Here is an 18,145-nt window from a genome sequence, read left to right as displayed (position 1 = left end):
GGTCGCTACGAAAAGCAAACTTTTGTGACCATCCAGCCAATAGAAACTACGCCCGGCGCAAGCCTCACCCGTTTGCTCCCCATTCTCGGTGCCCTTGCAACCGTTGTCATGATTGCTATCGTCGCTATGCAACTGAGCGCTGCAAAGAGTGATGAGCTAGACAGACTGAATCGAGAACTCCGCTTGGTCTCACAAACAGTGAGCCGGCAATTAAGCGTCGTTCTCCGAAGCGATCGCGTTGTCATTGATGAAACAGCGAAAACACTCGCGCTGTGGCGCAATGAGCAAGGAAAGGACATCAGCGCTTCGGAGCTTCAGGTTCTGAACAGCCATCTTGCTGCATCCGACGTCTCCGCCCTCTTTGTTTACGATGCTGCAGGTCGACTCATTGGACAGGCTGGTATTCCGTTGGACGCGACAAAGCCCCGCTCGCCGAGCCTTATTTTGCTTCAGCCCGGCGCCAGGAAATACTTTGAAGGCCAGGCGGCCATTGCGGACCACCTCAGCACCTCCGAGGCGGCTCTGGACGCACAAGGGCACTATTCTTGGTTGATCACAACCTGGATTGATATTCGCTCGATCGAACGCACAATGGCGGCATTCAACGCTGGTGGACCGAAATACCGATTGGCAATACTTGATGGCAGCGGCCGTGTTCTCACCACTTATCCTGATAACGTCGAACTTGACCAAGACAAACTGCGTTCTGCAGCGCTGGAAACTTGGGTATTTGGAAGCGAGTCGTTGACTCCGGAACAGTATCGACTCTTTTTCCCTAAATCGCTTTCGACAATCAACAGCGTCGCAGGCAGTACGTTGCTGATCAGTGCCGATATTGATCCCACTGAGGCCAATGATCGACTGCGCAGAAAGATGATTGTCGTGGTTCTGCTCGGAGCATTCTCTATATCCGCACTATGGGCTCTCATAATTTACCTGCGCCGGCAACTACTCAGCCAAGTATCATCGTCATTACTGGCAGTGACGGCAGAGGAAAGGCTTTCGACCATATTGTCACGCTTGGCAGACAATATTCTCATCCTCGATCATTACGGCCAAATCCTCTTCGCCAGCGTACCCGAGGCCGATGCCTTGGGTATTCGTAATGTTCCAGGGCTTACTGGCCAAACCATAGCGTCCGCCCTGCCCGCTCCGATCCTAGCGCAACTTCTGCCCGCTATCCGCCAATTGGAAGATCCGCATCTTGGCGCCGTCGATCGCACCGGCACAGCACTGGCAGAGAGTGGGGAACAGAGACATTTTGAAATGCGCGTCGAGCGCATTGCTGAAGATCCAGCTGGAGGCTACGTAGCGTCTTTCAGGGACAACACGATTCATGTGAAATACGCGGAGAGCTTGGCGCAAGCAGCTAATCTTGACCCAGCGACTAATCTGCCTACGTTGCACACTTTTGTGGATCGCCTTAACTTAGCCCTCCCGATTGTTTTACGCGAAGACTCCGTGCTCGCTGTGATGGCATTGCACCTGCCAATAACTGCAGATCCGCTTGCTGCAGACATATTGCCTGCGCTTATCTCCGACAGGCTGAAAGCCATAATCGCTGATGTCTATTCTTTGGCCGCGGACGGCCCAGGGAAGTTTTATATCGTTTTTCGCAAGGTTGACGAGCCAATAGATTTGGTTGGCTTGGCCACCGAATTCCTGACCGCTTACGACACACCATTCATAATTGATGGGTCAGAGATCACCGTCAGATGTCGAGTTGGTATAGCCCTGTACCCGATCGACGGATCCGACGCTCTAACCTTAATTAGGGAAGCCAACGACGCCATAAACAATACCGACTCTACATTGCGTGTTAGCTTCTACAACCGCGCTGTGACAAACCAGATAATGCGCCTCCACAAGGCTACTGCCGACCTTGAACATTCACTCAAGACGCATGGGATTCGCGTTACCTATAGGCCTGTAGTTAGACTTGGTTCTGAAGACTCGATAGGTGCCTATGCGGTGGCTTCAGCGACAATCGACGGACAGCTAAGAGCTGTCACCGAACTCTTGCCACTACTGCACGAAGCAAACATTACTTTATTTTCAGACCAACAAGTCGTAGACACTGTCGCGCAAGACATTCTTAACGAAAGTACCCTGCCCTCCACCTTTTTCATCCAGGTTACTGCATCGTCCCTTTTTAAACCCGAATTCAGCAAAACCGTCTCCGACGCCGTCTCGAAGCTATCTCGTGACACCAAGCTTGCGCTGGTTATCTCAGAACTAGAGGCCACCGAACATAAATCTGGAATTTCCGAAGCAATAGCGCACATCAAGCGCGTGGGTGCAAAACTCTACTTGGGCGAATTCGGTACCGGCCTGGCCTCCCTCACGCTCATTTCAGAACTGGGACTGGATGGGCTAATTCTTGACTGGTCGCTGATTGCTGATGATTCGATCGCGCCAGAGGATTTTGCCATGATCACCGCATGTTCGGCGGCCTGTCGAACGCTGAACATGGAGCTCGGTATAGACGGGATACGAGGCCAGGATGTGCACGATACGCTATGCAACTTGGGACTTCACTTTGCAACAGGCTCTTATTTCGGCAAACCGCTAAGTGCACCTGAGTTTTTTGAGAATTTGGTACTGCAAAAGACGCACGCGCTTAGGCCATGGATTGACACTTGATGAGTACGCGCTTTGCAAAGCCGCAAACAAATCCAACTAACTCGCAGTCACCCAAGATTGATGAAAAATGTAATGAAATCTGCGGGACGCAAGAGCATCTCTTCGTTCCGACCGCTATTAGCCGTTGGCACAATACTGATTGGGCTAGTCACTGTCCTCGTCCTCTATGATCTTATATCGGACAAATCTCAGATCCAGCTCGAAAGCGAACGAGAATTGCGTATGGTCGCTGAAGCTTCGGCCGCGCAGTTAAGCACTTACTTGGATAGCGTAAATGACGTTTTAACAGCAGCTGTCACTATAGTCGAAGATTCTTCACAACAAGAAAGGTCTTTATCTTCCTCGACGAAAGACGCTCTGCGTGCGATTCTCGTTGGCACACCTGTCTCCTCGCTCTCTTTGATAGATGCCAGCGGAGAACTGGTGACTCACACCGGTTCGGAATTGCTCCCCTCCACGTTCCAGCCATATAACGTGGCTATCAAGGCCCTGGCCGCTCATCCAGAGCGCCCATTCATCGCCATTGGCCCAATTCAGAGCCTCAACGATGACTCAATTCAGATTTATGCCGCAAGCCCTGTCCGGACGAGATCAGGCCGGCTTATTGGTGCCCTCATTGCCCCAATAAATCTACAAAAATTTGCCTCCGTTGCGCAAGAAGCCTCCAAGGAAGAAGGCGTTACGGCGGAAATCTTCTCGCGGTACGACGGAGCGCTACTTGCTCGCTTTCCGAACGTTGCGCCCATCTCATACTTTCGCAAATATGTCGACGAGCCCCTATTTCAGAACCGCATCAGCGCCGCGACGAAACCACAATTGCTTACGAATCCAGTTGATGGCCAAAGCCAGTACATCGCCACTAAAGAGCTTAGCCATTTTCCCCTCTGGATAGCTGTAGGCGTGGCTCAGCACGTGCTAACGGACAAATGGCGCAGTAGCGCTATTCGAACGCTGATATTCGGCAATTTATCGGCGCTCTGCATTATCCTCCTTCTCGTGACGATTGATCGCCATCTGAAACGCTTATCAGCTCGCTCGACAATAACGCTTGAAAGTGAGCGACGCTTCAATAAGGTTTTGGATCAGTTACGCGACCCATTGTATGTTCGGACTGTAGATGGTGAACTTGTGATCGTGAACGAGCGCTTCACGACGTTCTTTGGCCTAAATTCAAAAGCGGCGGCGATAGGAAGGCTATTTCATGATGTCAACCGTAGCGTGAATGCTGACATGGTCGCCAATTCCAATCGAGAGGCACTGAAGGTCAACTCCCGACCTTACGTATTGGAGGCCGAAATCATGAAGCCGGACGGGAATCTTATCCCCGTCGAATATAAACTTAACAATATTATTCTCGACAAAAAGTATTGCATACTGGGGCAAATCGTCGACGTTTCCGCACGTAAGCAATACGAACGACAATTAACGCTCCAAGCTACGATCGACGATGTAACAAGTCTCCCGAACCGGCGCCTATTCATGGATCGGCTCGCAAATGCTCTAGGACGCAATCAACGTTCAGGAAAGCTTTGTGCTGTTCTGATTTTGGAGGTTAATCACTTTGGCCGGATAACTGACGTCTACGGTATGCAAAATGGCGACGCGTTGCTCTCCGCCATAGGCCAGAGACTGAGCCTAGTAGTAAGGGAGAGCGATACAGTAGCGCGTATCGCCGGAGCTAAGTTCGGAGTGGTAGTTTCGGAAATCACCAACCCGGTCGAATGTAGATTGTTGTGTGATCGGATCATCAAGGCTATCGGTGAGGCATTTAACCTCTCAGGGCGAGCGGTAAGTTCAACGCTGGCGATCGGAATAGCTGTGTTCCCGGATGACACAGTTGACCCTGATACTCTGATCGGAAATGCCGAAGCTGCCCTATTTGATGCGAAGAGAATCCCTGGTAGCTCCTTCCGCTTCTTCGACGCCGAGATGGATTCGCGAGTACGCGAGCTAGTCCGCATCGGTGAGTTGCTTCCTATGGCGATTGAAGCAGGCGAAATGTCACTTGCGTACCAACCAATACGAGATCCTAGGACAGGAACGATCGTAAAAGCAGAGGCACTAGCGCGGTGGCAAAGCCACCAGTTGGGCCAGGTCCCACCGAATAGCTTCATCGAAGTTGCGGAACAGAGTGGTTTTATCACCCGTCTTGGGGACTGGATCATACATGAGGCATGCAAGGCGGCTGCGACTTGGGCAGAGCAGTCATCCGAGCCCATTGCGGTTTCCGTCAACATCAGCGCGAGACAGTTCAAAGATCAAGGCTTCATAGAGTCTGTACACAGCGCTCTGGAGGTGTCTAAATTGGCCCCGGAACTTCTCGAACTAGAGATAACAGAACAGCTTTTGATTGGTGACGACGACAGCGCAATGGAGACCATTCGCGACCTGCAGGAGATGCGAGTCTCTCTGTCCTTAGACGACTTCGGCACGGGATGCTCATCACTGTCATATCTGACCAAATTCCCGCTCAATACCGTAAAAATCGATCACACGTTTATCCACGACCTCCATCACAGCCACCAACGCCAACACGTCGCGAAGGCGATCATCGCAATGGCACAAGACCTAGGCCTTCGAGTGGTAGCGGAGGGCGTCGAAACTATCGAGCAGGCCGACTTATTGACTTCGTATGGCTGTGACTATATCCAAGGCTACCTTTACGGTCAGCCGGTCGACATGTCGGATATGTCACGGTTGCTTGCACATGCTCCACGCTGACCAAAGAACGTGAAGGGTTCACAGCGACACTCATCTGCGCGGCAACGAACCCGATACACGACATTTTCAAATGTGCCATCTTTAGTGGGCAGGCTTGGAGAAAAGCGGGGGCGAGCGAGGTGAAATGTGCCATCGTTAGGTAAACACGGTATATATGCCCAAATTTCGGACACGGATTTAATGCGCAATACGTTGTTTTCACGGTGAAACCACAACGACATCCCCGCCAAATGGGGAACGCAGACCATCGCCCGAAAAACCACCCCCACTTGGCAAATATCGCAGTTGCTGCCTCGAAATGTGCCATATTTAGTACCAATCAGTGCCAAGCTTAGAAATACCGGCGTCGAGCACTCGTGATTTCCAAACGGATCGTCGCGTTTATAACGTTTTGTTTTATAAGGACTTTTCCCTCTTGTGCCATTATTAGGAGAGTAAATGACTAAAGACGGCACAATCGAGATCAAAGACCTGAAGATGGCACGTGTAAAACCTAGCTTGTGCACAACTCACTAGGGTGATCACAAAACCACTCTAAATGCTGCACAAATAACATCTAGCTTGTTCACATAAACCACGATCGTTGGCACACAAACAATAGCTAAACCATTGTTTTTAAATGCTTTTTGTTATCCACAAGGTTTACAAGGGGTTTACGATGTAAACACAACAGTACTGTTTTTTGTAAACATTGCTGAACCCCTTAAAAAACTAGAAACCGAAGATCTCGCCTAACGTTGGCACATTTAGCCTGACAATGGCACCGAAATCTGATTGACGAACATTGTGTTTACGCCGTAATGTGCCATCCAAATTAACGCGTGGCACAATTCGCTATGACAACATTGATCGACAAAGACGGCTCGGAAATTTCCACGCCTAGCGAAAATCCGGTTAAGAGGAAGCGGGCGCCGCGCAGAACCTCGGCTGTCTCCGCACCGAAAGAAAAGCTTACACGCGTCATCGTCAAAGATTCTCTTCCCTCAGCAGGCACAGCAATCGAGGTTAGGAAGGCACCGGAGACTATTTTTGTCAGAAACACAGCTGAAGTAGGTGAGTTTTCGTTCTTGCAGTTGAAAGCGTATAACGCGATGCTCCACATTGCGCAAAAACATCGTCTAGAGAATCCTGACTCGCTCACATACACTGTACCCATTTCGGAATTCGAAAAACTGGTGGGCCACACCACGTCGCATAGTCGCGAATATTTGAAGGATACCGCACGGGGCTTAACACGTACTCAGGTGGAATTCGACTACCGAACCGCACCAAAGGCGAAGAAGAATGACTGGGGCATCGCGAACCTAATTGCCGAGGTCTACATTGCGGAAAGCGAACAGACTATAACGTTCTCCTTTCCTCCTCAGTTGTCCACGAGGATATTGGAACCTGAAGTCTACAATCGCATCTCGATAGCGATGCAGCACCAATTTACGAGTTTTTCAGCCCTTAAATTGTGGGAGTCGGTGTCTCGATTTTGGGGTAGTCCGACCAACGAAACTTTCCATGAAAGCTGGGAGTTTTGGAGCACACTCCTTTCCGGCTCGAAAACTCCACATAAAGAATTTAGAGACTTCAACAAAACTCTCACCAGGGCCGTTGCCCAGGTAAACCAGATCGAGAAACGCTTTCAGACTATTCCTCACTTGAGCAAGCGAAACCGTAAAATGGATAAACTATGGTTCGTCTTGAAAGAGAACAAGCAATCAGCCATGGATCTGAACGGCGAGCAAGCCATCGTAAGTGACGACTTGAAAAAGAAGCTGACTACGTTCGGTTTGACCGATGAGGAGGTCGAGAAACTAGCATTTGCACATGCAGAAGAGTACTTGCTAGCGCAATATGACTACACTCTAAGGCGTTCTAGGCAAAAGAGTGCCGAGCCTATTGCTAATCCCAAAAATTTTTACATGTCATGTGTGGAAGGCAACTACGCGAAGTCAACCTTTACCAGGCAAACAAAGCCCGCGATTGGAACTGAGGTCAAAGAGGATATCCCTGCCGCTAAGCCCGCTGCTGTGAACGCAAACGCGTTCCTGTCTAATCTACAAGCTCAGTGGGAAACGGAAAAGCGGGCCGAGATCCTGGAAATGTTCAATCAGCAGACTCCCGAAAAGAAAAAGCAAATAATTGATGACCTTGGTGAAGCGTTTATAACGTCTGGCGCTGCTTTTAAGCTTTACCAGAAGAACGGTTTTAACAACAAAATTGCCCAGCAGACAATCGCTGATCTCGTTTTTCAAAAGGAGGTCCCGCCACCCACACCAGAACAGTTGCTCGAATTCGCTTTCAGTAAAGGCCAACTTTCCGTTAGCTAGGCCGCTGCAAGTGCGGCACTTGCCCGTACCGAATCGTCTATATCACTGGCTCGCAGGTGGGGGGAGTTTTCGACAAGCTGCCTCAAAAACAGCGCACGCACCGGATGAAGATCACCAGCTGTAATAGGGACCCCCGCTGCGTGTCGACCGGCAGTGACGTTGAGGTAAATTTTTTGCGATTGTCTTTCAAAGCTAAACTTCTTTTCTCTGTTTCGTCCGTGCCCAAGGCCATGTGCTTTGGGTAGGTAAAGCGTTAAGCAAGCGTACACTTGCGTGAGCTCGCCGGCGGAAAGTTGAATAGCTATTTTATTTTTCCAATCGAAGTGGCCTTGCTTCTTTTGGGCCACCTCGATACGGATTGTGTGGTACCCAGCGCTCGTCTGATCTTGCGCAAAACACGCTGCAGCCTGGGCACCGTAAACGTGCACCGACTCGAAGGTTTTTGCCGGGGGCTCCACAGCTGGAATGTGCTGCTCTGCAGTAAGCTCGTGCAATTTTTTTCGATGATTTTCGGAACCAAGGGCAGCAGGCAAAAGATATTCAAAAAATACCTGTCCAGTCTTGCGGACTGCGCCGATCAACAAACTCAAGGGGCAATCTCCTAAGCCTGCTTGCTCCAAAACTGTTTCCCCCGCTTGTGTGCGCAGGAAGAATATGTTTCGGAGATATTGGTTAGCTTTCAGGTTGCCACCACGAGACGCAGTGATGGCAAGCTCTATGGTCCTCCTATCGACCGCCAAGAGAGCGGAAAGGGCGCATTCGCCCGGCTGATAACCCAGAATGGTCGCTAAGGTTTGGTACGTTCCGTCGTCGAAATTCATATCACCAAGGCTTTACTGTCGTTGCTATTTCGAGCTGGAGACGGACATCCCACTTGCGACCTTCATGTGTGAAATCCGCCTCTCTAATCAAACCTAAGCCAGCCATTACCAGTGTTGGCATCATTTCACACACTGACGCGAGTTCTCGAATAAGCTCAAGATGCTTAAGCTCTGGCGGTATCGTGCCATTTCTCCAGCCCAGTAGCAAATGGTAGTTCTGGTGATTTTTGACGCACGCCTCATTCAGGGATCTGGCGAAGGAGGCTTTTACGTATTGTTCGATTATGAAATGAGACGCACCAGCGATCGGGGATCTCATAATGTCCGTGATCGCAGCAGCCATCAAGCCAAGGGCTTCATCGCGCGGCAGGTCCTCAGGGATAAACACATCTGCGGGATGAATACCGTCAGCGAGCACAAAAATTGTGAAAACCGGCAGCTTTACGAACTTCGCAATGGCCAGCAATCTCCTTCTCGTTAGATGCTCGTGTAGGTTAGTCGGCGCGGCACCAGGCAAATCGCCAAAGCAAAATGCTAGTTCCTCTTCATCGGTGAACAGGCACTTTTGTGCAACGGCATCGGCATCAAGTTTCGTTTCGTCCTGTCGGTCCAGGATCTTTTGATAGAGGCGTTCCCCAAGCACGTAGGATTCCCTTTTTAGCTAATTGCGATCGCGGAAGCATACGCTCGCGCCACCTCGCACATTCTTTGAAAGTGTGACGGGGAGATTGCGAAAGGCTTGGTTATCTCTCCCTCGGTAACACGTCCCGTTACTAGCTCGGTTGCAATTTTGGATGCTATTTTAACAACGTCAGCCTCATTGTCGAAATTATTCGAGCCTCCGCGCGGCGCTAAACTTAGCGGCAGCTCCCACCGGCGCACTAGCTCCTCGGCGACATCGTTAGCATCAAATCCCAACAATTCACGTTCTCTCTGAGCCCTTTCGCCAAAAGCCAATGGTGGCACTTCGCGGACAATTTCACCCGCAGCATCCGGACGCCAAAGATGTAGAAGCAAAACACCAACACCGTGAAGCAGTCCGGCCGTACTTGCTTCGTCGGGATCAACTCCCAGCGTTCTTCCCAATTGTTCTGCCAGTGATGCAGTCAGAAGCGCGTGCTGCCAATAACTGGCGAAGTCCAGGTGGGGAACGGTAGGGAACGCTCTAATCATCCCTTCCGAAACTGCGGTTGTACGCACAGTATGGATTCCTACGACAACAACTGCAGCATCCACGCTTGTAACGGTACCCTTATAGCCAAAAAAAGCCGAGTTTGCGATCCGGAGGACTTTCAATGCCAACGCCTGATCTTTCACCAAGGCTTCTACTATACGTTCGCGGTCCACAGTCGACTGACGACACAAGCGCATCACCTCAAGTGAGATCTTGGGGATCGTCGGCATTGCCGACTTGGCGGTCGCGAAAAAAAGATTGAGAGCAGTTCGGTCAGTCACTTATTTTTTCCATACGGCAATTTTAACTCCCGCCCCGTAGATGGTCGAGAGTGAATAGCAGCCTCCGAATATAACTCCATGATGGTCATCTCAGACGGTATATCTGAAGAGCCCAGCGCTCACCACTTCTTACTTGGGGAATCACATGTCGGCGACTGCAAAAAATCTTTCTGATACTTCCAAAATTGAGTTTGCCGTTGAAGGACGATATCCTGGCGGCAGGCTCTATTCTGACACCATGAGGGCACGTACAGCTATCGAAGCCATGACACAGACGCTAGCGCGACAGCGTTACTCTGTGGATGGCGGTGATATCACCGTCCAGCGAGTAATCGATACTCGCACCCTGGAGGCTCCCTTACAAGGAGAGTTCTCGGCAGCACTCTCGCTGTTAAGCGAGAATGAAGCAATGGATGCAGTTGTAGCAAAAGCATTGAGGCTTCTGCCTGTTACCTTAGTTCCATCCGGTACGGCAAAAGCGAATCACAGTCCAGAGTATCGGCTGCGAGTCTATGCGGAATACTTCGACCTTCTCCTGCGTACCCGGTCAGGATGGTTTGATGGTATTCAGCCTGGTCACGCGGATGACGGTCACCTGCTGCAATTCGAGGACAAGCGTGGCGTCAGGAGTACCTTTTCGCCGGCGCTAGCCCTCGCAGAGTTGGCTGAATTCATTTTGGAGCAGCAAGTGCACCTTCCAGCGCTCCAAGTTCGTGAATTCGCGCTTCTGGCCGGCCGTGTGGTAAATGAGGCCGCTTTTGCTTAGTTGTTTCACCCGGATCTTCTTGATCCGGGTTCTTTTTTTGGTTTCTGATTCCTGCTATGCGCCTACAAAGAAAAAGCCCCGTCATAAAGACGGGGCTCGGCGGGTAATATTCTTCTTTTGAAGAATCTACTCAGATTGAGGTTGCGACTGATGCGTATCAGGACGGCTTTGAGCCGCTTTAATTAAGGCCTTATATGCACCCACGAGGGGGGCGAAATAGAGTTGCGGTGCTTGCTTTGCAGCCAGCACAAATTCACTGAACATAGTCGCAGGTTTCATTCAATCCTCCTTCAATTCGACAATTGAACGATAAGCTCCCACTAGCAAATGGCAAGCGAAGAGAATCGCGTCACCAATCATCATAGCATGTTCAAGCACTTCCAAAACGTCCAAAGAAAATTTGGACATCCAGGGGAGCGCTGCGCATGCATAGATGATTCCGGACAAAACGACCGTCACGAAGGCGATAATCGCGAAGATGATGGCTCCGGCAGCCGTGTGACCGGCGAAATGGACTACAGCCTTCGCAACCTTAGACTTATCGTGGTTGGTGGACATGGTGTTACTCCAAGTTTAATGGGCATGAACCCGTTGATGGTTTTCTTAGCCCAGTGAGATGTCAGACTTGGAGTAGTAAGACGAAGAGGCCATGCAAGTTGCATGGCCTCGACTAATTTCAACACAGCAGTACGTCAAGACAGGACTTGCTACCATGCTGAAGCATGGCAGCAAGGACTAGTCCGTGGTCCCGCAGTAGATCCTTTTCCAGAAGTTCTTCGATCCTGAGTTCACCGTCTTCGCAATAGAAAGCCCGATCCGTCCTTATTACAATGGGCCGTGCGCGACTTGCCATCTGTAGTTGAGTGAACGCCTCAGTGCGAGCGGCTGCGTCTGCATACTCAGGAATATAGATGTTACGCCAGGCGTATCGAGGCGAATGTGCTGTATCGCTCCACCAAGTTAGCAATGGTAAAGCTCCCTTCCCGCAAGGCGCCGGATCGGGTTTCGCGGCAACAAAACCTTGCTTTGCCCAATCGAAGTATTCAGGAGTTGGCATCAACTCATTTTGATCGAAGAAAGTGGGGTAGACCTGGCTGTACTGCCACAGATTTGTAAGAGACCTTGCTCGTATGCCCGAGATTGAACGGGCCGGCTGGAGGTTATCTGGATGCAGCTGCGAACCCCATTGCTTGCTCTGTCGACTGACGTCCACGAAAAGAGCTTCGTTGGGAACGGAGAACTTTGTGCCGCTGACGATATGAATGTTCATAATGCTCCTAAGAAGTTGTCATATGCCTGATATGTCGATCACGGTTCTCTAACTTTCCGTTAGCGTGTTTAACATCACGTTCATATAGATAAACACGGAGGTTTGCATGACAAAGGTTCGCGCAATGATTGTCGTCCTTGATCAGACGAACGAGTGGTGCACAAGACTTGCGGGTATGGCGGGCGCCATCTCGAAAGTATTCATTTACGATGCCGAGAGTAGGAGCAATCTCTTGGGTACCAACCGTGAGTACGAGCTGTATCCTATTGGCACCTTCCCTGCGAAGGATGATGAGTTTTCGACTATCTTTCGTGCCTTACAGGCGCATGATGATTTCGGAAAGCGAAAAATTGACGCTCGTCTCGTCGATCAGCTAAGTGAGGTAGAAAACTTCTGCTTTAGCTCAGTTGAGCTAACTAGTGAGTGTCAAAGATATGCGACGTTCTCGGGAATTCGCGAACATGCGAGAAAGATGTTTTTGGAAGGACAGGGGAGCGTCGAAAATTCTGCTGAAGCTCGCCTAGATACGATACGTGAAAGGGTGAACTGCCTAGCATAAAAAAAGCCGCCGAAATTTTCGGCGGCTTTTTTTTCAGCGGGATTCGTTATTGATTTGTCCGCACGCTTTGCTGCGTGTTCTGTTTGAACATGCTCTCCTGACGGCTGACATAAAGACGTACTTGTCGATCATAGCGCAGCAGACTTGTCATATTCGGTTTGGTTTGGTCCTTCAACCAGCGGTCGATTGTCATAGGCTGGACGCCAAGCAATGCCGCCATGTCATGAACCCCGGCCGTTGACCCCTTTTCGAATTCAACATTCAGCTCTTTCGCCCACTTCCTTGCGATGACACTCATGGATGCTTCAGTCATCCAATGCTCTTCGACGCTTTCACCGTTTGCTAGTAGTTCACGAGCTTTCTTCATCACCTCCTCTGGGACACCTTGGGTTTTCCCGTAGATGTACGATGAAAGGGCAGGGACCCCGATACCCAGACACGCCGCAAAATTATTGCGCTGCATTCCGAGCGTATCGCAGATATGCCGGAGTTCTTTGTGGTCAGGTCCCAAATTCGCAGGTTGACCGGTGCGCTTTGCCTTTTGGGATGCGCGCTCAGCAAGTATCTGAAGCGTCAGTTCCTGATGCTCCCGCTTCGTTTCTTCCGACTTTGGCACGAGGGTTATCATGGCGTCCAGCTGCATGACTCCGATCGATTTTTCGGGCAACATTGATTCTCCGGTGTTGTGTAGTTTCGTTTGTTCTTGACCGCGAACTGGATCAGAAGGTTCGACCGCCAATAGTTTTATGACAGCTTCGGTAAGACGTCTTGACGCCACTACAGAATCAAGCTGGCGATCACGTAGTTCCTCCTCGTCCGTGCCCGTCACAAGGCTAGGATCGAGAATTTCATTTCCATCTTCCTTGATCGTGTCTAGTGGGTCATGATCGTAAGACTGAAACTCGTCGCGCCGAAGCTCCAGGCTTGTGTAACGCGCAATTTCATGAATCAACGCATAGATGCCACTCGGATCGTATAGTGAATCGAGCTTTGATGGTTTGCCAGGTTCGCTTGTGAAAAGAACCGTAAGAACTCGCTGGCGAAGTTCATCGGTACTTTCAAAGGCTAGCTTTAGTTTTGAAACGAATGAGTGGCAGATCCTGCGGACTCGCGAGTCGCAGTCTGCCTCCTTGGCAATTCTATTGATAAACGCGCCAGAAATAGTTTCGTTTGAGTTTTTCTTGGCAATGAATTGCCTACACAGATTCATTAGCGGTGAATCTGATTCTGTCGCGCTTACATCCGAAGGACTGGGGTCTGACACCCCAGAGTGGAATTCTAATTGGTCGTTTCCGAGATCGGTTCCGACGTCACTGGTCATAATTTAACGGTGTCATTTCTTCTAGCTCAGGCGTTCGATAGTCTGAGCGAGCAAAGGAATAATCTCAGTCTTGATGATGTTCACCGAAGCCGCCTGCGACACCAGTAAGAACATACCAGCCAACACGATATCCGTTTTGAGCTCGGGATGCCGTGCATATGCTTTCTCCATGTTTTCACATATTTGCGTCGCTGTTGAAGCGCCCACTGCGTTCTTTCGCGAAGAGGGAGCAACGGTTTTCATTACATCAAGGCCGAGATCGATGGGGGCGTGCATAAAAGATCCTTCGTATTCTCCACTAGGAAGAACACGGTTGTTAATTATACGAGTGGGACAACATGTGTCAATAATTAATGGCTGACGATTTCAATGCAAAACTACATGCATTGATAATCCCAAGACGAGTTAGAAAGCGTTGGCGACGCTCATTTCAAATTTCGGGATTAGGCTTTTGATGGGAATGATGGAGCGGGTTCCCCAGCTTGCAACCGCAAGACCTGCCAGCAGAATTTCCGAAGCTGCTTCTGGATGTTCTTGTAAAGATCTCGATACACAGCGCAGCGTAGCGGATGTATCTTTACACTTGCCTGCATATTGGCATTTTGCGCTTCCATCCTCCGAAATGCAGCCAATAATGGCCATCCCCAAATTTGTAGCGTTTACTTCCCCTCCAGGTGCGAGCTGCATCACTTCCCTTTCGTAATTTCTATTAATTCTTTGTTAGTCTGCGAAAATTATTTCCGCATCGACACAAAAATTATAGTTACGTGTCCTTTACAGGTCAACGAAAGTTCCCCTTAAAAATCAACGACTTAGTATTCGCGATTTTGGTGACGAAATTTACAGGTACAAATTTTTGTGTACGTAACTTTGATTGATCGGGGAGAGGGCACGGAGAGAGTATGCCGGTCAGAAATGACCGGGCGGAGAATGCGCGGATTATGGCGCAAACAAAGAAAAAACTCCACCAGAGTATTAATCTGGTGGAGTCGATTTTTAAAGCAATTGCTGCAGCGGACCTGATGAGTTTGTTTCTCCATCCGGTGGAGTGAGGTCAAATCCAGAGAGGCCCGTCGGAGCGACGGCAGACGCGGTAGTTTCAATTTGCGGAATAGCGACACGTGAAACAGCTGGTCGCGTTTTCGGTTGGGACGATTTAGACATCTTAGTACTTTGCCGTACTTCTTTGGCTTTGAGCTCCGAAGGACGACTATCCAAGCTACGTGTTTCAAGACGTCTCTTCCCGTCAACAGATTTCTCGACGGAGGTCAAATAGCAGGACTTCACCGATCGCCGCGGCTCAGCAATAGCCGGCGGTTCTGGATCTATCCCTACCAAAGACTGTGCATCGGCGGTCGGGCGTTGGTCTTGTTGAGGATTTACTTCAGAGTCCTTGATATCGGATTCTTCGTCTTTCTCTTCTGCCTTCTTCAGATCCAACATCGTCATCACTACTACGAATCCGAGAAGCGGTCCGACGACAACGAGGATCTCGAACTTCACCAAGTGGATGCTTGCAAGCAGATTCTTCGCAGTGACAGCGAACATCACGATCGCAAAGGCGATACCTAGCCAAACCGCGAGAGATGGTTGAGTCTTCTGAGACTTTTTGGTGCTTTGTGTCGTAGCCATGAGGCCTCCAGTTATTTATGTAGTCTGTAATGCCTCACATTGGGACGTAAAAAAACTGGGCTCTGAAATCCTCCAGAGCCCAGCCTTGACAGATTAATCTGATGCGCGTACGCGTTGTCAAGGCTGGGCTAAGCTGCCGTTTAGATCGAAGCGATAGCAGTGCGCTAAGTCTCGGTCGGCGCCGTTCGCGTTCCCCCCAGAAGCACCTGGGCTGCTAGATGCGGACTGTGTCCGGGGAAAATGATCACTGCGATTGTCCACTGTCGGTGGATCCCTTGAGGCTGGCGTTCACAACTATTACCTATCTGTGTTCCTGGAACGGACGAAAACTACCCAAATTCAGATCACCTGAATGTGCGGCTTGATAGAGAAACTCATTGAGTCGCGGACGCTTTCGTCCGACGCACTCGCAGATGTGAGGTGCAACTCACATCGAGTCATCGATCTATCGTTTTCGGATAAGTAATGGTGAACAGCAATCAATTGAGTCGTTTCGCGAACGGTGCTCGTGGGGGTGATCACGGTGGCCTTGCTTGCCGGACCATGTGGCTGGTGTCAGCCCATGCGTCTTTTACCTTGCGAAACGAGATGAGAAACTTCGGTCAATATTTTAGCTAACAGCCTCTGCTGGTCCAAGTTAGTCGATCGACGACCGAGCGATGACCTGACGTAAGTACGGGTACAGCTATGACCAGTGCGATGGATGCACATAACCCGACTAAGGAGGGAACGAATAGCACCGCAATGAAGATTGCCACCTTCAATGTGCTCCTGCAGCCCAATCGAAGCAATGTACATTCGGTACCATCGACGGTCACCACCGAAGGGGATCCAAGCCGTACCCAGCGTAGGGCTTTGACTTTCTCTCCACCCACGTCAAGGATGAGGTATAGCAAAGGCGAAAGCACCAATCCGTATAGTCCGCCATTAAACGCGGCGATGGTGAAATCTCTGGTGAGAATGTAGCCCAGTAGGGTCAGGACTGCGGCGGCTGCAGCCGTCGAGATCAGGCCTCTCGAAACGTCTGCAAGTACTGAACGAAGGTATGACTTTATGGCAAGGGACATGATTTTTTCCAAGTTGACTCTAGAACATCTTATCGAAGTGGGCGAGCAACGCCACTTGCTCCTGCTCCGCTTCAGTCTCTGAGTGCGACAATGTCTGGTTGGTCGGGTCAGCCGGTTGAGGGCCGGCTGGTGCCGATAGTGTCGGCGGCTGAAGTGGGTACCCAAATTTCTCAGCGGGGGAGGGCACCGCAGCAGGTGTCTGGTTGATCGGCTTTCTTTGTCCCGCTGGTGACGTCTCCCTCGGCCGACCACGTGGTCGGCGCGGTTGAAGAAGCTTGATTGCCTTCTTCGTAGGAGAAACTCCGCCAGGGCCGTTCACAACCTTCACGAATTCCGCATCGAGAGAGTTACTTTCCACATGTTGCGTCAACCACTGGAAGACAAGAGCCCGGATGAATGGGCCTTCCATCCGGTACGGAACGCCCGCCAGGAATTCGAGCATCCCCGGACAGTCGTCTTCCTTGACGATGAAGTTTATCGTCCGTTGCGTTTCCGCTGGATCGTGCACTTTTTGAATTCTGGCCATTGATAGCGGTCCTTATGCTGTTCGAGCCGCGACTCGCTGTTGTCCGATCCCGTAGTAGCAGAACCCTTTCGCAACGGACATCCGAGCGTCAGGAAGCAAAACGCAGTTTGGCCACTTAGCACGCAGATGCGGGTACACAACCTCTGCGCCACCACCGGCGATCAGAATCCAGTTTGCCTTTCGCACATCCTTGGAGAGAGCGCTTTCAGCGCCGGAGATAATTTTTTGGCTGATGAAGGACAACGCTGCCTCTACTTGTCCAGTTACGTCGATGACCTGTCCATACTGGAAAATCTGCTTTTTGTGGATTGCTTCGCTCGCTTCCAGAAGTGAGACCTCATAACCACCTTCAGCCAATAGTCGAGCCAGATGGCCCGCGCCTATGCTGATTCCTTCGCACGACTCGGCCGCCCGTTCAATGTTTTGCTGCTCCAACAGCAGCAAAAAGTCGGTTGTGTAGTGGCCAACATCAACAACGGCGACGCCTGGAACCTTCATGCGTTCTACGATCGGCAGACCGGTTTTGTCCATGCCGTGATAGAGGAATGCTCCCATAGGTTGCGGGAGAAGTTTGATGATGGCGCTGGGGCAAACCTTCCTGGTTGCCTCAATGATTTGTTCTTTCTTGGTCCGATAGAGCTTGGATGGTGCGCCGATAATCAAATATGCGTCGGACAAGCCCATCACACCTTGCGCGGCCAGGCGTTTAAGCGCGGAAGCGATCAGCACTCGATAATCCGTTGTTGCATGCCAATCGTCGACCAATCCCGAATTGGATGCTGCGTTCCCTTGTAGCCGTGCAGTGTCGCCGGTGAAATATACCTTGCCCTCCAGCTCCACAGTATCCAGGTCCGCTTTTCTCGCTGTGCCTTCGTCAGACAAGGTGAATCCTTCGGTTACGACGGACGGGAAGATGACTTCGTAATATTTTCCCTCTGCATAAGCGCATACCTTTACGGCACTTCGGCCGATGTCTAGTCCTACTGCGGGGCTTTGCATGTGTTTTCCTCTTCGAAATTAAATAACGATTCTAATCGTATTAAATA

At 50.5% G+C, this 18,145-nt stretch carries 16 protein-coding genes; 5 read left to right on the top strand and 11 right to left on the bottom strand.

Annotation, left to right across the window (positions count from 1 at the left end):
* Positions 1 to 24 precede the first annotated feature (24 nt).
* From ACLRDN_RS26115 to ACLRDN_RS26105, 3 genes are all read left to right on the top strand, one after another.
* Positions 25 to 2,643 (top strand): EAL domain-containing protein, encoded by a 2,619-nt coding sequence (locus tag ACLRDN_RS26115; protein WP_413460779.1) that lies wholly within the window; start codon positions 25 to 27, stop codon positions 2,641 to 2,643.
* Positions 2,644 to 2,715: 72 nt separating this feature from the next.
* A complete protein-coding gene (locus ACLRDN_RS26110) occupies positions 2,716 to 5,364 on the top strand; it encodes an EAL domain-containing protein (protein WP_413460778.1) in 2,649 nt (882 codons plus the stop codon).
* Between the two features lie 836 nt (positions 5,365 to 6,200).
* The gene (locus ACLRDN_RS26105; protein WP_413460777.1) at positions 6,201 to 7,682 is read left to right on the top strand and encodes a RepB family plasmid replication initiator protein; all 1,482 of its coding nucleotides are present in this window, start codon (positions 6,201 to 6,203) and stop codon (positions 7,680 to 7,682) included.
* Here the strand turns inward: ACLRDN_RS26105 and ACLRDN_RS26100 are convergent.
* Genes ACLRDN_RS26100 through ACLRDN_RS26090 form a run of 3 tightly spaced genes read right to left on the bottom strand, consistent with a single transcriptional unit; the run spans position 7,679 to position 9,958 of the window.
* Positions 7,679 to 8,503: a hypothetical protein gene (locus ACLRDN_RS26100; RefSeq protein ID WP_413460776.1), complete on the bottom strand. Its 825-nt coding sequence runs from the start codon at positions 8,501 to 8,503 to the stop codon at positions 7,679 to 7,681. The genes ACLRDN_RS26105 and ACLRDN_RS26100 overlap by 4 nt on opposite strands.
* A gap of 1 nt (position 8,504) precedes the next feature.
* A complete protein-coding gene (locus tag ACLRDN_RS26095) occupies positions 8,505 to 9,146 on the bottom strand; it encodes a hypothetical protein (RefSeq protein WP_413460775.1) in 642 nt (213 codons plus the stop codon).
* 14 nt (positions 9,147 to 9,160) lie between these two features.
* Positions 9,161 to 9,958, bottom strand: a complete 798-nt coding sequence (locus tag ACLRDN_RS26090) for an HDOD domain-containing protein (RefSeq protein ID WP_413460774.1) — start codon at positions 9,956 to 9,958, stop codon at positions 9,161 to 9,163.
* Between the two features lie 145 nt (positions 9,959 to 10,103).
* On the opposite strand from ACLRDN_RS26090, the gene ACLRDN_RS26085 reads away from it, so the two are divergent.
* Complete coding sequence (locus ACLRDN_RS26085; protein ID WP_413460773.1) at positions 10,104 to 10,724, top strand: hypothetical protein; 621 nt, start codon at positions 10,104 to 10,106, stop codon at positions 10,722 to 10,724.
* 279 nt (positions 10,725 to 11,003) lie between these two features.
* Here the strand turns inward: ACLRDN_RS26085 and ACLRDN_RS26080 are convergent, their stop codons facing one another.
* Both ACLRDN_RS26080 and ACLRDN_RS26075 read right to left on the bottom strand, forming a co-directional pair.
* Positions 11,004 to 11,282 carry a hypothetical protein gene (locus tag ACLRDN_RS26080; protein WP_413460772.1) on the bottom strand — a complete coding sequence of 93 codons (279 nt, stop codon included), beginning with the start codon at positions 11,280 to 11,282 and terminating at the stop codon, positions 11,004 to 11,006.
* A gap of 118 nt (positions 11,283 to 11,400) precedes the next feature.
* Complete coding sequence (locus ACLRDN_RS26075; RefSeq protein WP_413460771.1) at positions 11,401 to 11,994, bottom strand: hypothetical protein; 594 nt, start codon at positions 11,992 to 11,994, stop codon at positions 11,401 to 11,403.
* Between the two features lie 106 nt (positions 11,995 to 12,100).
* Here ACLRDN_RS26075 and ACLRDN_RS26070 point away from each other — a divergent pair, with 106 nt between their 5' ends.
* Positions 12,101 to 12,553 carry a hypothetical protein gene (locus tag ACLRDN_RS26070; RefSeq protein WP_413460770.1) on the top strand — a complete coding sequence of 151 codons (453 nt, stop codon included), beginning with the start codon at positions 12,101 to 12,103 and terminating at the stop codon, positions 12,551 to 12,553.
* A 46-nt stretch (positions 12,554 to 12,599) separates the two neighbouring features.
* Here ACLRDN_RS26070 and ACLRDN_RS26065 read toward each other — a convergent pair whose 3' ends face one another.
* The 6 genes from ACLRDN_RS26065 to ACLRDN_RS26040 form a co-directional block, all read right to left on the bottom strand.
* A complete protein-coding gene (locus ACLRDN_RS26065; protein ID WP_413460769.1) occupies positions 12,600 to 13,874 on the bottom strand; it encodes a hypothetical protein in 1,275 nt (424 codons plus the stop codon).
* 21 nt (positions 13,875 to 13,895) lie between these two features.
* Positions 13,896 to 14,150, bottom strand: coding sequence for a hypothetical protein (locus tag ACLRDN_RS26060; protein ID WP_413460768.1), 255 nt, complete (start codon positions 14,148 to 14,150; stop codon positions 13,896 to 13,898).
* A 129-nt stretch (positions 14,151 to 14,279) separates the two neighbouring features.
* Positions 14,280 to 14,564: a hypothetical protein gene (locus ACLRDN_RS26055; protein WP_413460767.1), complete on the bottom strand. Its 285-nt coding sequence runs from the start codon at positions 14,562 to 14,564 to the stop codon at positions 14,280 to 14,282.
* Positions 14,565 to 14,870: 306 nt separating this feature from the next.
* Positions 14,871 to 15,506 carry a hypothetical protein gene (locus ACLRDN_RS26050; protein ID WP_413460766.1) on the bottom strand — a complete coding sequence of 212 codons (636 nt, stop codon included), beginning with the start codon at positions 15,504 to 15,506 and terminating at the stop codon, positions 14,871 to 14,873.
* A 1,086-nt stretch (positions 15,507 to 16,592) separates the two neighbouring features.
* Complete coding sequence (locus tag ACLRDN_RS26045) at positions 16,593 to 17,099, bottom strand: hypothetical protein (RefSeq protein WP_413460765.1); 507 nt, start codon at positions 17,097 to 17,099, stop codon at positions 16,593 to 16,595.
* 12 nt (positions 17,100 to 17,111) lie between these two features.
* A complete protein-coding gene (locus tag ACLRDN_RS26040; protein WP_413460764.1) occupies positions 17,112 to 18,098 on the bottom strand; it encodes a hypothetical protein in 987 nt (328 codons plus the stop codon).
* Positions 18,099 to 18,145 lie beyond the last annotated feature (47 nt).

The sequence above is a fragment of the Herbaspirillum huttiense genome (genome assembly GCF_047300815.1).
In the GTDB taxonomy this organism is placed as follows: Bacteria; Pseudomonadota; Gammaproteobacteria; order Burkholderiales; family Burkholderiaceae_D; genus Herbaspirillum; species Herbaspirillum huttiense_A.
Note: the sequence above shows the minus strand (reverse complement) of the source record. Positions and strands in the feature narration are given on the sequence as shown.

Bases quoted from the DNA above. Each gene is read 5' to 3' on its own strand.
- ACLRDN_RS26110 (WP_413460778.1), top strand. From the start codon at position 2,716: ATGAAATCTGCGGGACGCAAGAGCATCTCTTCGTTCCGACCGCTATTA.
- ACLRDN_RS26105 (WP_413460777.1), top strand. From the start codon at position 6,201: ATGACAACATTGATCGACAAAGACGGCTCGGAAATTTCCACGCCTAGC.
- ACLRDN_RS26100 (WP_413460776.1), bottom strand. From the start codon at position 8,503: ATGAATTTCGACGACGGAACGTACCAAACCTTAGCGACCATTCTGGGT.
- ACLRDN_RS26085 (WP_413460773.1), top strand. From the start codon at position 10,104: ATGTCGGCGACTGCAAAAAATCTTTCTGATACTTCCAAAATTGAGTTT.
- ACLRDN_RS26080 (WP_413460772.1), bottom strand. From the start codon at position 11,282: ATGTCCACCAACCACGATAAGTCTAAGGTTGCGAAGGCTGTAGTCCAT.
- ACLRDN_RS26075 (WP_413460771.1), bottom strand. From the start codon at position 11,994: ATGAACATTCATATCGTCAGCGGCACAAAGTTCTCCGTTCCCAACGAA.
- ACLRDN_RS26070 (WP_413460770.1), top strand. From the start codon at position 12,101: ATGACAAAGGTTCGCGCAATGATTGTCGTCCTTGATCAGACGAACGAG.
- ACLRDN_RS26065 (WP_413460769.1), bottom strand. From the start codon at position 13,874: ATGACCAGTGACGTCGGAACCGATCTCGGAAACGACCAATTAGAATTC.
- ACLRDN_RS26060 (WP_413460768.1), bottom strand. From the start codon at position 14,150: ATGCACGCCCCCATCGATCTCGGCCTTGATGTAATGAAAACCGTTGCT.
- ACLRDN_RS26050 (WP_413460766.1), bottom strand. From the start codon at position 15,506: ATGGCTACGACACAAAGCACCAAAAAGTCTCAGAAGACTCAACCATCT.
- ACLRDN_RS26045 (WP_413460765.1), bottom strand. From the start codon at position 17,099: ATGGCCAGAATTCAAAAAGTGCACGATCCAGCGGAAACGCAACGGACG.
- ACLRDN_RS26040 (WP_413460764.1), bottom strand. From the start codon at position 18,098: ATGCAAAGCCCCGCAGTAGGACTAGACATCGGCCGAAGTGCCGTAAAG.